This window comes from Anaerotignum lactatifermentans (genome assembly GCF_014982935.1).
GTDB classification, from domain to species: Bacteria; Bacillota; Clostridia; order Lachnospirales; family Anaerotignaceae; genus Anaerotignum; species Anaerotignum lactatifermentans.
Map to the genome: position 1 here is coordinate 23,770 of NZ_JADCKK010000010.1, position 14,063 is coordinate 37,832.

The window sequence follows — 14,063 nt, forward strand, 5'->3', positions numbered from 1 at the left end:
TAAAGCCTCCTTAAAATCAGGATTTGGAACGTTTTTTACTTACAACGTCAAATACTACGGCAAACAGCAGTACCAGACCTTTGATCATTTTCTGCCAGTTTGCGTCGATACCCAGAATAGACATACCATTGTTCAGGATACCCATGAAGATCGCACCGATTACGGCACCGCCTACAGTACCAGTACCGCCGTATGCGGAAGCACCACCGATGAAGCAAGCGCCGATGGCATCCATTTCGTAGTTAGTACCAGCGGAAGGAGCTGCGGAGTTGAAACGTGCTACGCAGACCAGAGCAGCCAGTGCGGACAGGAATGCCATATTTACATATGCGCCAAACATAATCTTACGTGTGTCGATACCAGACAGCTGAGTTGCTTTTGCGTTGCCGCCCAGTGCATACAGGTGACGACCAGGAACAGTACGTGTTGTCAGGTAGTCATATACCAATACAACGATTGCCAGCAGGATCAGTACAACAGGGATACCTTTGTTTTTGCCCAGCAGATAGCATGCAGCCATAATAACAACTGCGATGATTGCCAGTTTGATGATCAGCATTGTTGTATTACCTGTTTCGTAGCCTTTTCTGCGTTTTTTCGCCTGTGCATACAGAGAAATTGCAAACATGACTACACAGCATACAGCACCAATTACCAGAGAGATGATCAATGTGCTGTTAGCATCGCCGCCGGAGATGTAAGATGTGAAGTATTTCAGATAGTTATCGGGATAAGGAGAAATGGTAGTACCATTCAGAAGGACTGTTGCCAGACCACGCCATACCAGCATACCAGAAAGGGTTACCAGGAAAGGCGGAATATTCATATAGGCAATCCAGAAGCCCTGCCAAACACCGATTGCAAGACCAACTAACAGACATGCAATCATTGCAACATAAATATTCACGTGCATATTTACGATAAGGATACCGGAAACAGCACCTACCAGAGCAACGATGGAACCAACGGACAAGTCGATGTTACCACCAGTCAAAATACACAGCAACATACCGGTTGCCAGAATTACAACGTAACTGTTCTGCATGATCAGGTTGGACACGTTTGTCGGCGCAAACATGGAACCTTTGCCATTAATTGTGATTAAGATTTGGAATAAGACCGTGACGATTACCAATACAAACAGCATGGTATTTTTCTTCATGGCCGCTTTTACTTTATTCATACGGAGAACGCTCCCTTCATTTTCTTATTTCTTCGCACTGGACTGCAGGATTTTAGACATAATCACTTCACTGGTAGCTTCTTCAATAGGCAGTTCAGCTACCATACGACCTTCGTTCATAACATAAACACGGTCACTCATACCCAAAATTTCGGGCAGTTCGGAAGAAATCATGATAACGGATTTTCCTTCTGCAACCAGATCATTGATGATACAGTAGATTTCATATTTTGCCCCAACGTCAATACCTCTTGTGGGTTCGTCCAGAATCAGAACATCAGGGTCGGCAAACATCCATTTTGCCAGCAATACTTTCTGCTGGTTACCGCCGGAAAGATTGCCAACATTCTGTTCAATACTGGGGGTTTTTGTGTGCAGTGCATTTTTATAATCTTCTGCTACACTACGTTCTGCGTCAAAGTCAATGACACCATGACGAGATACTTTTTCCATACGTGCCAGTGTTGTATTCACACGAATAGGATTTGACAAAACCAAACCATTGCCTTTACGGTCTTCTGTTACATAAGCAAGACCTGCTTCAATAGCCTGTTTGATTGTTTTCAGATGTACTTCTTTTCCGTGCAGTTTTAAAGTACCGCTGATGTCTGCGCCGTAACTGTGACCGAACATACTCATGGCAAGTTCTGTACGTCCTGCGCCCATCAGACCGGAAATCCCGACAACTTCGCCCTTGCGGACATTCATGGAAACATTGTCGCAGACCTTTCTGCCTTCAAACTGGGGATGATATACTGTCCAGTCTTTGACTTCCAGCATAACCTCACCAATATGTGATTCTCTCTTAGGGAAACGGCTGGACATATCACGACCTACCATTCCTTTGATAATACGTTCTTCAGAGAAGTCGTCTACGCCTTTTACCAATGTTTCAATGGTGGAACCGTCACGGATGATGGTGATTTTATCTGCTACATAAGAAATTTCATTTAATTTATGAGAAATAATAATGCTTGTCATTCCCTGGCGCTTGAACTGCAGCAGTAATTCCAAAAGCGCCTTACTATCAGATTCATTTAATGATGCTGTGGGTTCGTCCAAAATCAGCAACTTAACATCTTTAGACAATGCTTTCGCGATTTCTACCAGCTGCTGTTTGCCGACACCAATATCTTTAATCAATGTGTTAGAAGATTCATGCAGACCTACTTCCTTCAGCAGTGCATCTGCTTTGTTATAAGTTTCGTCCCAGTCAATGTGGAATTTGCCACCCCGTTCATTGCCCAGATACATATTTTCACCGATAGATAAGTATGGTACCAGTGCCAGTTCCTGATGGATGATAACAATACCTTTTGCTTCACTGTCTTTGATGACTTTGAACTGACAAACCTCACCTTGATAAATAATATCGCCCTCATAAGAGCCGTAAGGATAAATACCGCTGAGCACGTTCATCAATGTGGACTTGCCCGCGCCATTTTCACCTACCAAAGCGTGGATCTCCCCTTCTTCCACCTGCAGATTAACATTGTCCAGGGCTTTTACCCCAGGGAATGTTTTTGTGATATTGCGCATTTCCAATATAGTTTTTGCCACTGAAACCCCTCCTTTCATATTCTTTTGCAAAATAAACGGGCGGCAGTTACTCTGCCGCCCGCCCTCATCAGCGGCTTTTACCCTGTTGAGAGTCTTGATTGGGTCTTAAGCAATGTCTGCTTCGGTATAGTAACCGGAGTCAATCAACATTTCTTTGTAGTTATCAACTGTTACTACAACGGGGTCACACAGGTAAGAAGGAATTACGCCTGTGCCATTGTCGTATGTTTCTGTATCGTTGATTTCAGGTTCTGTGCCTTTCATGATAGCATCAACCATACCTACAACTTTTTCAGCCAGTGTACGTGTATCTTTGAATACGGACATAGACTGCAGACCGGAAACGATGTTTTTCACATTGGGTTTATCACAGTCCTGACCAGTGATGATAGGCATGTTGTCTGCTGTGTAGCCAGCTGCCTGCAGCGCATTCTGTGCGCCGTAAGAAGTGGAGTCGTTAGAGCAAAGAACTGCATCCAGTTTCACGCCGTTAGGACCATAGCCAACGGAAGAAATGATGTTTTCGAAACGTTTCTGAGCTTCTTCAGTAGACCAGTTAGCTGTTGCACACTGAGCTTTTTCTGTCTGACCGGAAGGAACTACCAGTTTACCGCTGTCGATGTAAGGCTGCAGAACATCCATAGCGCCGCCGAAGAAGAAGTTTACGTTGTTGTCGTCAGGTGCACCTGTTACCAATTCAATGTTGAAAGGACCTTCTGCGTTTTCCAGATCCAGAGCGTCAACGATGTACTGACCCTGCATCTGACCTACTTTGTAGTTGTCGAATGTTGCATAGTAAGAAACTGCTTCGGAATCCATGATCAGACGGTCATAAGCGATTACAGGGATGCCTTTTTCAGCTGCGCCCTGCAGAGCTGTTGTCAAGGAAGAACCGTCGATTGCAGCTACAACCAGAACTTCGCAGCCGCCTGCGATCATGTTTTCAATCTGAGATACCTGTGTAGGAATGTCGTTGTCACCTGCATACTGCAGATCAACTTCATAGCCTGCTGCTTCCAATTCAGCTTTCATGTTAGAGCCGTCCTGGTTCCAACGCTGCAGGGACTGTGTAGGCATAGATACGCCGATTTTGCCGCCTGTGCCACCTTCAGCTGCATCGCCTTCAGTTGTGGTAGTATCGCTAGAACCACCGCAAGCTGCCAAGCCGAAGACCATAACCATTGCCATCAAGGAAGCGAAAAATTTCTTTTTCATGTTTGATACATCTCCTCTCCATATTGATAACCTTTTTTAAGAAAGCCAAAATAGTTTTATAAATGTGCTTTCTCTAAGTTATGTGCATATTGTATCAATTCCTATTCCCAATGTCAATATACCTAGCGGAAGTTACCATATTTCGTGTATTACAATAAAAACTTATTCATTTTTTTGTTCACTTTTCTAAGACAATTCTAACTTGTATTCTAATATGCACAAAAAAAACCAGTCTATATTTATTCAAAAAAAGCCTCGTTATTTCCTATGTTTTAAATAAAAAAAATGCACTGTTGAAAAGATATTTCTTTCTAAACAATGCATTCTTTTTCTCATTTCTTTTTAAATCTGTTCCAAAAAATCAGCAATAAAATGTAACGCGACGCCAATGCAGTTTGCTTTTCCTTGACATCTTCCTAAATGAATATATCGTTCTTCATCAGGGAAGAATGATTTCTCCTTCAAACGTTTGCGAATCATTGGCATATGATCTTCCAAATATGGTGTCAAGATACCACCAATTACAATTTCACAATCCAATACCATATGGATATTGTGAATAGCTGTTACAAGATGGGAAACATACGTATCCCAGATTTCCATATAATACGGGTCTTCTTCCTCCAAATGCTGGAAGAAATCCTTAATGTCCATTCCAAGATCATCGCTCAACACCGAAGATGAACAATAAGATTCAAAACAGCCTTGACGTCCACAATTGCAGTTTTTTCCGCCTGGATGGATGCACATATGACCAAATTCTGCACTACGTCTGTTCAAACCTTCAAACGGCTTTCCATCAATCATGAGTGCACCGCCAACACCCTTACCCAGGAACACATATGCCATTGCAGAAGGTCCGTCATAATTCCACCATTCTGCCACACCACCCGCAGAAGCATCATTCTGTACATATACAGGATATGGAATCACTTCTGTCAAAAGCGAAAGTTTCATATGGTGCAGCTGTAATACTGGCGCAATTTCTACAATTCCCTCTTGTTCATTAATGATGCCAGGCATAGTAATGCCAACGCCCAATAAACGTTCTCTGGAAAAACCGAACCGATCCAAAAATTCCTCCAATTTTTTCGCATATACCATCCGATATTCTGGTGTATTGCTGAAGGGATACTCCAGTTTTTCATAAGCTAGTTCTTCTGCCTTCAGATTAATCGCAATAAAACGAATATGCTTCGGCGAAAGTTCAATGCCCACGGAAAAATACACGTTTTTATTCAGTTTGATCAGACGCGCCTTTCTGCCGCCTGTTGACTCATCTGCCCCAGCATCTGTTAAAATATTCTCGTCAAAGAGTTCCTTGAGGTTTTGTGTCACCGTTGGTAGACTCATATGCAGCCGTTGTGCAATTTCCTGTTTTGTCAGCGGTCCATCCGCATCATAAATGATGCGAAAAACCTGATTTCTATTTTGCTTGCGTAATTCGGTTGTTGAGATACGTTTTCGTTCCATTGAATGTTCACCCACTTTTCCACATTCGCCCCAAAAAGAAAGACCATCACCATAACGCCATGAAAAAAGAACATTTTCTTCATTCTTTTTGCAATGACATCGGAAGCAATGGTCAGAAATATCATATCCAATTGACTGTCTGCGCTCACATGCCATTGTACCCATGGCCTGTACATTTGTTTCTATATATTAACATACAGCGGATATATTTGCAACTACTTTTCTAAAACTATTTACATTATGGTAATTGATAAAATCCATCTTTCAGAAAATACAGAAGTGAACCCAATAATTTTCCTAGAGCGAATGAAACAACAAACCATGTAATGCCCTTGTTCAACCTTGCCCTACGCATAAGAATCGGCATTACATTCAGCACTTCGGCCAGTGCCATAGCCAGTACGCCAACAAAAATGCCGCAAAGCAATGCATGTATCAGCGCAGGAACTCCCTGTAAGCCAATTTTCCAATCCAAACAAGACATAAGGCAGCCAAACAGCCCACCCAGCAATATAGTATCTTCGTAAAAAGGAATATACTGTTTTGTATTGGTTCTTTGTGCCATTCGCGGCACAATTCCAATGGCAGCAATAAATGCAAAGGTACCAGCAGCCACCACTACACCAGATGCGAAACCTGCAAGCACCAGCAACGGTATCCTCATCATTGTTTTTCCTCCCGTTTTTTCCGTCCCAACCGCTCAATAGTACTGGTGATGGTTTCTTTTTCATAAGTCGTCATTTCTACTTCAATGGGTGTTGGATCTTTCGATAATGCGAATTTTGAAAAATGGTTGAAGAAGACCAGGATACCTACTACTAAACCAATACTATACGGTATTGTCACCAATTTAGGCAATTCTGTATTCTCACCATAAGCCATGGCATAATAATTTTGAAAAATTAAAGGAAGCTGCGTGTCTGAATGAAAACACATGATGGTTGTTGCTGCGCCGCAAAACAACACCGCAGAAACAAAGAGGATTTTACTCCATAAAATCAATTTGTTTTCTTTTTTGGGATAAGGTGCGTAAGAAAGCAAGATGTCTGACTCCCCTACGTTGGACACCGTTGCTTTTGGGTATAATGCAGTAATCGCCTGTACCAATTCCAATACGGAAATCAAGTACATATTCTCTGTATTCTCCGGCACTTGAAATACAGGAAGCTTTTCTAACGCTCCTTGGCATGAATCTCCTGCATAAACTTCTGCCACATCTGATAGGTAGATGATCTTTCTGCCAACCATCTGCACCTTTTCCATAGGCTTGATGTAAATATCCATACTGCATTCCTCCTTATAAATACAGTATGGATGCCCTCATCAAAAACTATTCATCGGATTGATTTCGCTTTAAGAAGAAAAAATCTCTCCAAAAAATCTTTTGGAGAGATTTTTTAATAGCAATATACAGTCAAATGATTTTATCTGACAGTTGCAAAACCGATTTCTGCCAGATAATTCAGGACTTCACCGCAGTTTTTCACAGGATATGTTTTATCCGCAAAAGAAATCATACCAAAGTTGGTATCTTCCCCTGCGTCATATACAGTTACTCCTACAGTTACCGCAGGGTCTCCGCCTGTAACTTCTACCAAAAACTGAGGATTTTCCAGAACCGCTGACAAATCTTCTCCTGATGCATCTGCCACTGTAGAAGCAATCAGTTCTGCCAGCATAGTCTTACTGTCGCCATCCAATTCCTGTTTTTCGCCGGATTCGTCAGTCACAGCAACGGTATATTCACCTGTTTCCACAATCGCCTGCAATGCAGCAATGCCGGATTCTGCGGTATTTTTTCCGCTGTTTTGATAAACCAGAATCACAACAATCACAACCACTACTAATCCGATCAATGCGCGCAAACCACTTTTTTTCATAGTGCTTCCCCCTTTCCTACAGTTCACCTTTCAGTCGCTTCATATGCTCTTTCATACGGCGTTCTACGCCATTATTGCTCATATCATAATAAACCGTTCCAACCAGTTCATCGGGCAAATACTGCTGTTCTACATAATGATTGGGATAATCATGGGCATATTTATATCCAATGGCATTGCCCAAATCATGACTGCCGCTGTAATGCCCATCCCGCAGATGGGGCGGCACCCCTTTAATCTGCACATTCCGCACATCAGCTAATGCCTTATCAATTCCTAAATATGCTGCATTGCTCTTTGGTGCACAGGATACATAGGTCACTGCCTGTGCCAAAGGAATCCGTCCTTCCGGCATCCCGATAAAGTTCACCGCCTGCATGGCTGACACTGCAACCTGTAACGCATGTGGATCAGCATTCCCCACATCTTCCGCCGCGCAAATGACAACGCGACGAGCAATAAACTTCGGGTCTTCCCCAGCATAAATCATTTTTGCCAGATAATACAGTGCCGCATCAGGGTCAGAGCCTCGCATGCTTTTGATAAAAGCAGAAATGGTATCGTAATGATTATCGCCGCCTTTATCATACTGCAACGCTCGTTTTTGGATGCAATCCTCTGCTACAGAAAGGGTGATATGGATGATACCATCATCGCCCGGATCTGTTGTCAGCACTGCCAGTTCCAAAGCATTGAGCGCTGCTCTTGCATCACCATTTGCTGTATTGGAAAGAAAATCCAGTGCATCCTCATCCATTTGTGCATGGTAACTACCCAGACCTTTTTCCTCGTCTGCCAACGCACGCTGCAAAAGAGATGCAATATCTTTCTGCTGTAATGGTTCCAAAGAAAAAATCACAGAACGAGAAACAAGCGCACGATTCACTTCAAAATAAGGATTTTCCGTTGTGGCACCAATGAGCACCAGCGTACCATCCTCCACATGGGGCAGAAGTGTATCCTGCTGTGTTTTATTGAAACGATGGATTTCGTCGATAAAAAGGATGGTCTTTTTGCCAAACATACCAAGGCGTTCTTTTGCCGCTGTCACCGTATCTTTGATGTCTTTGATGCCGGCAGTGGTAGCGTTGATCTGGACAAACTCACTTTTCGTAGTATTGGCAATAATTTTTGCCAGTGTGGTTTTTCCTGTTCCCGGCGGACCGTAGAAAATCAAGGAACCCAGTCTGTCGCCCTTAATGGCACGGTAAAGCAATTTATCTTTCCCAACAATCTGCTCCTGCCCCACAAATTCTTCCAAAGTTGTTGGACGCATTCTTGCAGCAAGTGGTGCATCCTGTGTACCTCTCTTTTGTAGATTATATTCAAAAAGGTCCATGTTGCTCACCTCTTTTTATTTTGTCAGGAACAAGCAGGCATCCCCAAAGGAGAAGAAGCGATACCGTTCTTTGACAGCTTCTTCATAGACACGCATGATGAAATCTTTCCCCATCAGAGCAGAAACCAACATAATCAATGTGGATTCCGGCAGATGGAAATTGGTAATCATGCAATCCACTGCTTTGAATGTATAACCAGGATAAATGAAAATCTTTGTCCAGCCGCTTCCTGCATGAACAACGCCGTTTTCATCTGTGACAGATTCCAGTGTTCTGGTGCTGGTGGTACCAACAGCAATGATTCTGCCGCCATTTTTTCTGGCTTCATTCATAATTGCCGCCTGATCTTCTTCCACCACATAATATTCAGAATGCATTTCATGATCCAGAATATCTTCCGCTTTTACAGGACGGAAAGTACCCAGACCAACATGGAGTGTCACATGAGCAATCTTTACACCCATTTCTTCGATTTCTTTCAGTAGTTCCGGTGTAAAGTGGAGACCTGCTGTAGGAGCTGCCGCAGAACCATCGTGTTTTGCGTATACAGTCTGATAGCGTTCCTTATCCTCCAGTTTATGTGTGATATAAGGAGGCAAAGGCATTTCACCCAGCTCATCCAAAATATTTTCGAAAACACCTTCGTAATAGAATTTAATGATACGGTTGCCGCCTTCGATGGTTTCCAGTACTTCCGCTGTCAATCTGCCATCACCAAAGGAAATCTTATCCCCGGGACGGGCTTTTTTACCGGGACGCACCAGCACTTCCCATGTGTCGATACTTTTGCGCACCAAAAGCAGCACTTCAATATGTGCGCCGGTGCCTACACGTTCCCCATGGAGTCTTGCAGGCAATACTCTGGTATCATTGATAACCAGACAATCTCCCGCTTTCAGATATTCTTTGATATCCCGAAAATGTCTATGGGAAATAGATTCTGTATTCTTATCAGCCACCAACAGCCGGGAAGAAGAACGATCTTTCAAAGGTTCCTGGGCAATCAGTTCTTCCGGTAAATCAAAATAAAATTCACTTGTTTTCATGTTTCTTCCTCATTTTCTTAATAAATAATTTAGTGCATAATCTATGCCGAAAAATTCCAGCATCTTTTTTCGATAAATCTTTGTCGCATCATCGGGCAGGAAATCAAATCCTTCGATGTCATAGTCATGGAGCACATAATGTTCCTCCATATCCTGAGACAACACAGTCACTTCAGGGTCTGTATAAGGACGGCGGATATCTGTCACTTCCGCATCTGGGTCGGAAATCACACGCATGATATCTGCAATCTGATGGTCTTTCAGTTTTTTTACATACATTGGCTTCCCTCTTTTCTCATTCCTTAATGTTCCAGCAAAAAGTCAATGGCATATTGGTCGCCAAAGTATTCATACATCTTTTTCCGGTAAATATATTCGGAACCGGCACCGGCACGGTGGAATCCCTGAATATGATAGTCATAAAGGCGATAAGTTTCTTCTGTTTCCTGAAACATTGCCTTTACCTCAGGTACCTTAGACCAGTTGACACAATCCTCAAAACTGGAATTGTATGTACGAATCTGCACAATCCGCACACTGCCGTCATCGGAAATCAGGTTCATGATCTCACGAATCTGTTCTTCCGTCAATTTCTCTGCATACATCTATACCCGCTCCTTCCAGATCATTTTCAACCATTTGCCAGAGTGTATCCTTTCGGCAGCCCAAAAGCGCATCTTTTACTGCCGCCAAGCTGACGGGAATGAGACGATGCATGCCGCCGCAGCGAAGCCCCTCGTCCAGATAAATCCAAAGTACGCCCTCTTTTTTCTTCCCGTTTAAATCACAGTCGGAAAAGCAGAGGGTATTCCCCTCATCATCCCGCCATCCCTTCTGGGAAATCAGAAAGGTCTGCCAGTCCATATCCTCACCCCTCAATGGTTACGCCTGTATAATAATGTTTGATGATTTCTTCATAAGAATAGCCCTGTTGTGCCATACCCTGGGCGCCATTCTGGCTCAAGCCAACACCATGACCATTGCCACTGCCTTCAAATACAAAAGTGCCATTTTCCACAGTGCTGATATTTACATCATAAATCTGATAATCTCCTGTAGAAATCACAGGGGTATTCTGATTGGAGTTTGTATTTTCAGAAACGCTCAAACCATCCAGTTTCAGATTCTTTCCATTCATAGCGGAAAGCGTGCCTTCTGTTTTTGCAGTGATGCCGTTTATCACTGCAGAAGAAGTCAAAGAACCTGTGCTGCTGCTTATTGTCGCCTGACGCTGCACGGTTCTGCTTCCAGAAGAAGGATCTCCGCCTTTTCCGTTGATGGTAAACATTTTACTGGGCAAGCTGCCGCAGGCACCGGAAAAATAAGTACGGATATTTTCTTTAGTCAATGTCACACTGCCAGAAGTACCGACAATCTTCATTTCCTGCACACGACCACCTGCGGAAATCTTTGTAATGACAATATCCTGTGCACTGCCGATATTTTCGCTTTTGGAAGAAAGCAGACTATCCAGCTGGGACAATGTCAATGTCTTTTCCCATGTATTGTTGCCGTACTCTCCAACTTCAGGCACTGCACGCAAATAAGGCACAACCGAATTCCAAACGTTTTCACTGTTTTCTGTATAACCGCCTGTGGAAGCAGAAAATACCGCTTCAATAGGTGTACCATTATAGCAGATGATTTCTCCTTCTGTATCGTCTACGGCCTGATTGGTTTTTGCATTTTCTCCACTATATCCTTTATAAACCTGACAGTTTGTGGTGTCACACAATTCATAGCCACTGCTTTTATGGGCACTAAGCTTTGTCATCGCATAGGTTCTGGCAGCCAATGTCTGGGCTTTCAATGCTCCTTCACTATAGGAAGCAGGCATTTCCGCCGGAATAACACCATAGAGGTATTCTTCCAAATCTACCACGTTCACCGCTGTCATCACTGTACCGTTCACCGCGAAGCGCAGATATCCACGATACTGTTTGCCATTGATGGTAAAAGTTTCATCAGTACCGCCAAAGCCATAGTCCACATCATTGCTGACCATCAGCAGATTTTCGCCGCCGCCAGAAAGGCAAATACCATTAAAATCACTGATGCGTTCTGCAGATTCTTTAGATGCACTTTCTACCTCGGAACGGGAACTATTCTGCACATATACCGTCCATTCGTCGTTACCAAGATAACCGCAGGCTGCATCAAAGCCAGTACGACGCAGACTATATGCCAAATCTTCCGCATCTTTCTGGGACATGCTGTCGGAAATCCGAATCACTTCTCCCTTTACCATTTTGGCAGTAAAACCGCCGGAAGAAGAGATGGTTCCGTCTTCCCGGAATTTATCATTCTGCAATGTTCCCACTGCCAATTGGCTGCTTCCAATGGAAGCGGATGTGACATTTTTACAAACAGATTCCAAACCAACTTCCACCATCTCAGGTACATCATAAGCAAAGGCTGCCTGCGGCATATTCATACATACAGCCCCCGCCAGTACAGCCCCGAACATACATTGTTTCCATTTTATCATTTGTTGCCTCCAAATATTTCTTCCGTACAATCGGAAAAGATTCTCTTTTTGACATTATACCATAACTTGACCCATCATTCCACAAATTCAAAAGCAGTTTTTCCAGCACATAAAAAAGGATAACCCTTCCTAAGGAAAGGTTATCCCCATTCAGATTTTCACAATTTTATTATTTTTCCAGCATTTCACGAACTTCTGCAATGGTTGATTTTTTGCAGATTTCATCTGCCAGAGCCTGACAATGTTCATAGTTCAGGTGTCTGATCTGGTAGCGTGTAGATGCGATTTCAGAAGCTGCCATACTGAATTCATTCAGACCCATACCCAACAGGATGGGAACAGCTTTTTCATCGCTGGCAAATTCGCCGCACATACCAACCAGCTTGTCATATTTATGACCAGCCTGGATCACTGTACGAATTGCACGCAGTACAGCCGGATGGAAGGAGTTATACAGGCGAGCAATTTTCTGATTGCCTCTGTCAACTGCCAGCAGGTACTGAGTCAGGTCGTTTGTACCGATGCTGAAGAAATCAACAACTTTTGCCAGATCTTCTGCGCAAAGAACAGCAGCAGGTGTTTCGATCATGACACCAGTCTGAATGCTGTCATTGAAAGGAATGTTATCACGACGCAGTTCTTCTTTACATTCCTGCAAAATAGCGTTTGCTGCCATAAATTCGTCTACAGAAATGATCATAGGATACATGATACGGATATCACCATATGCGCTGGCACGCAGGATGGCACGAAGCTGTGTTTTGAAAACATCCTTCAGATCCAGAGAGATACGGATTGCTCTCCAGCCCAGGAAAGGATTTTCTTCTTCATCGAATTTGTAATAAGAAAGTTCTTTATCGCCGCCAATATCCAGTGTACGGATGATGACGGGATGTTTCATGGTTTCGATGGCTTTTTTGTAAGCATCATACTGTTCCTGTTCTGTAGGGAATTTGGTGTTTTCCATGTACAGGAACTCACTGCGGAACAAGCCAATGCCTTCCGCACCACGAGTAACAGCATTTTCTACATCCACAATACTGCCAACATTTGCAAACAGTTCCACAGTTCTGCCGTCTGTAGTTGTAGCAGGCAGATTGTTCATGCTTTCAAATTCTGCTTTCATGGCTTTGTATTCTGCTGCTTTTTTGCGATATACTTCTTTGGTTTCTTCATCGGGATTTACGATGATTTCTTTGCCTACCGCATCCAGAATGATATAGTCTTCATTTGTCACATTTTTGCGGAAATCAGCTACACCTACAAAAGCAGGAATTTCCATGCTTCTTGCCATAATGGAAACGTGGCTGGTAACGCCGCCAGCTTCTGTGATGAAGCCTTTGATATAGCGGAAATCCATGTTGGCTGTATCAGAGGGTGCCAGATCTTCCGCAACAACAATCACATCTTCATTGATGCCTTCGAAAGGATTGCTCTTGATTCCTTTCAGACCGCACATGATACGTTTGCCAACGTCTTTGATGTCAGCAGCTCTTTCTCTGAGATACTCGTCATCCAGACTTTCAAACATAGTCACGATTTCCGCAACGGTTTCTTCGAGAGCAAGCTGTGCATTTTTATTTTCGCTGTTGATCTTCAGTTCCACAGAATCATGGAGTACGGTATCTTCCGCAACATCCAGATGTGCCGCGAAAATATCGGAATCTTTTGCCAGAACCCGCAGGTCTTCCACTGCATCTTTCACTGCTTTCTGAAATTTCAGCCATTCCATTTCTCTTTCGGAATCTTTAATGCTTCTGCTGTCAGCTGTCAGATCTTCCTGAACAGCCACAAAGGCTTTACCCATGACAATGCCTTTGGATGCCGCTTTTGCCACAGTATATGTCTTCATCATTTCGCTCACTCCCCTTCACCGTT

At 43.3% G+C, this 14,063-nt stretch carries 14 protein-coding genes; all 14 read right to left on the minus strand.

Annotated elements, in window-relative coordinates; all coding sequences use genetic code 11:
- Nucleotides 1–16: 16 nt before the first annotated feature.
- On the minus strand, nucleotides 17–1,183 hold the full coding sequence (mmsB, locus tag INF29_RS04125; protein WP_072852114.1) for a multiple monosaccharide ABC transporter permease: 1,167 nt from the start codon (nucleotides 1,181–1,183) through the stop codon (nucleotides 17–19).
- Nucleotides 1,184–1,207: 24 nt separating this feature from the next.
- Nucleotides 1,208–2,743, minus strand: coding sequence for a multiple monosaccharide ABC transporter ATP-binding protein (gene mmsA, locus INF29_RS04130; protein WP_072852111.1), 1,536 nt, complete (start codon nucleotides 2,741–2,743; stop codon nucleotides 1,208–1,210).
- Between the two features lie 105 nt (nucleotides 2,744–2,848).
- Entirely contained in the window at nucleotides 2,849–3,958 is a 1,110-nt protein-coding gene (chvE, locus tag INF29_RS04135) for a multiple monosaccharide ABC transporter substrate-binding protein (RefSeq protein ID WP_072852109.1), read from the minus strand.
- Nucleotides 3,959–4,300: 342 nt separating this feature from the next.
- Nucleotides 4,301–5,596, minus strand: coding sequence for an ROK family transcriptional regulator (locus INF29_RS04140; RefSeq protein ID WP_193484826.1), 1,296 nt, complete (start codon nucleotides 5,594–5,596; stop codon nucleotides 4,301–4,303).
- A gap of 73 nt (nucleotides 5,597–5,669) precedes the next feature.
- Entirely contained in the window at nucleotides 5,670–6,098 is a 429-nt protein-coding gene (locus tag INF29_RS04145; protein WP_072852107.1) for a stage V sporulation protein AB, read from the minus strand.
- A complete protein-coding gene (locus tag INF29_RS04150) occupies nucleotides 6,095–6,715 on the minus strand; it encodes a stage V sporulation protein AA (RefSeq protein ID WP_087989704.1) in 621 nt (206 codons plus the stop codon). Before INF29_RS04150 ends, INF29_RS04145 begins: the two co-directional genes overlap by 4 nt.
- Nucleotides 6,716–6,855: 140 nt before the next feature.
- Complete coding sequence (locus INF29_RS04155) at nucleotides 6,856–7,311, minus strand: hypothetical protein (protein WP_193484827.1); 456 nt, start codon at nucleotides 7,309–7,311, stop codon at nucleotides 6,856–6,858.
- Between the two features lie 16 nt (nucleotides 7,312–7,327).
- Nucleotides 7,328–8,650: a replication-associated recombination protein A gene (locus INF29_RS04160; protein ID WP_193484828.1), complete on the minus strand. Its 1,323-nt coding sequence runs from the start codon at nucleotides 8,648–8,650 to the stop codon at nucleotides 7,328–7,330.
- 15 nt (nucleotides 8,651–8,665) lie between these two features.
- Nucleotides 8,666–9,697: a tRNA preQ1(34) S-adenosylmethionine ribosyltransferase-isomerase QueA gene (gene queA / locus INF29_RS04165; protein WP_072852100.1), complete on the minus strand. Its 1,032-nt coding sequence runs from the start codon at nucleotides 9,695–9,697 to the stop codon at nucleotides 8,666–8,668.
- 9 nt (nucleotides 9,698–9,706) lie between these two features.
- Nucleotides 9,707–9,976 carry a hypothetical protein gene (locus INF29_RS04170; protein ID WP_072852099.1) on the minus strand — a complete coding sequence of 90 codons (270 nt, stop codon included), beginning with the start codon at nucleotides 9,974–9,976 and terminating at the stop codon, nucleotides 9,707–9,709.
- 23 nt (nucleotides 9,977–9,999) lie between these two features.
- On the minus strand, nucleotides 10,000–10,302 hold the full coding sequence (locus INF29_RS04175) for a hypothetical protein (protein ID WP_087989700.1): 303 nt from the start codon (nucleotides 10,300–10,302) through the stop codon (nucleotides 10,000–10,002).
- Nucleotides 10,265–10,561, minus strand: a complete 297-nt coding sequence (locus tag INF29_RS04180) for an ADP-ribosylation factor GTPase-activating family protein (RefSeq protein ID WP_193484830.1) — start codon at nucleotides 10,559–10,561, stop codon at nucleotides 10,265–10,267. Before INF29_RS04180 ends, INF29_RS04175 begins: the two co-directional genes overlap by 38 nt.
- A 4-nt stretch (nucleotides 10,562–10,565) precedes the next feature.
- Nucleotides 10,566–12,185 (minus strand): SpoIID/LytB domain-containing protein, encoded by a 1,620-nt coding sequence (locus tag INF29_RS04185; RefSeq protein WP_193484832.1) that lies wholly within the window; start codon nucleotides 12,183–12,185, stop codon nucleotides 10,566–10,568.
- A 169-nt stretch (nucleotides 12,186–12,354) separates the two neighbouring features.
- The gene (ptsP, locus tag INF29_RS04190; protein ID WP_242949248.1) at nucleotides 12,355–14,040 is read right to left on the minus strand and encodes a phosphoenolpyruvate--protein phosphotransferase; all 1,686 of its coding nucleotides are present in this window, start codon (nucleotides 14,038–14,040) and stop codon (nucleotides 12,355–12,357) included.
- Between the last annotated feature and the right edge of the window lie 23 nt (nucleotides 14,041–14,063).

What these genes read in the sequence shown, in the direction of transcription:
- ptsP (WP_242949248.1), bottom strand. Translation starts at nt 14,040, where the DNA reads ATGATGAAGACATATACTGTGGCAAAAGCGGCATCCAAAGGCATTGTC.
- INF29_RS04180 (WP_193484830.1), bottom strand. Translation starts at nt 10,561, where the DNA reads ATGGACTGGCAGACCTTTCTGATTTCCCAGAAGGGATGGCGGGATGAT.
- mmsB (WP_072852114.1), bottom strand. Translation starts at nt 1,183, where the DNA reads ATGAATAAAGTAAAAGCGGCCATGAAGAAAAATACCATGCTGTTTGTA.
- INF29_RS04160 (WP_193484828.1), bottom strand. Translation starts at nt 8,650, where the DNA reads ATGGACCTTTTTGAATATAATCTACAAAAGAGAGGTACACAGGATGCA.
- INF29_RS04150 (WP_087989704.1), bottom strand. Translation starts at nt 6,715, where the DNA reads ATGGATATTTACATCAAGCCTATGGAAAAGGTGCAGATGGTTGGCAGA.
- INF29_RS04140 (WP_193484826.1), bottom strand. Translation starts at nt 5,596, where the DNA reads ATGGGTACAATGGCATGTGAGCGCAGACAGTCAATTGGATATGATATT.
- chvE (WP_072852109.1), bottom strand. Translation starts at nt 3,958, where the DNA reads ATGAAAAAGAAATTTTTCGCTTCCTTGATGGCAATGGTTATGGTCTTC.
- INF29_RS04170 (WP_072852099.1), bottom strand. Translation starts at nt 9,976, where the DNA reads ATGTATGTAAAAAAACTGAAAGACCATCAGATTGCAGATATCATGCGT.
- INF29_RS04175 (WP_087989700.1), bottom strand. Translation starts at nt 10,302, where the DNA reads ATGTATGCAGAGAAATTGACGGAAGAACAGATTCGTGAGATCATGAAC.
- INF29_RS04185 (WP_193484832.1), bottom strand. Translation starts at nt 12,185, where the DNA reads ATGATAAAATGGAAACAATGTATGTTCGGGGCTGTACTGGCGGGGGCT.
- INF29_RS04145 (WP_072852107.1), bottom strand. Translation starts at nt 6,098, where the DNA reads ATGATGAGGATACCGTTGCTGGTGCTTGCAGGTTTCGCATCTGGTGTA.
- INF29_RS04155 (WP_193484827.1), bottom strand. Translation starts at nt 7,311, where the DNA reads ATGAAAAAAAGTGGTTTGCGCGCATTGATCGGATTAGTAGTGGTTGTG.
- queA (WP_072852100.1), bottom strand. Translation starts at nt 9,697, where the DNA reads ATGAAAACAAGTGAATTTTATTTTGATTTACCGGAAGAACTGATTGCC.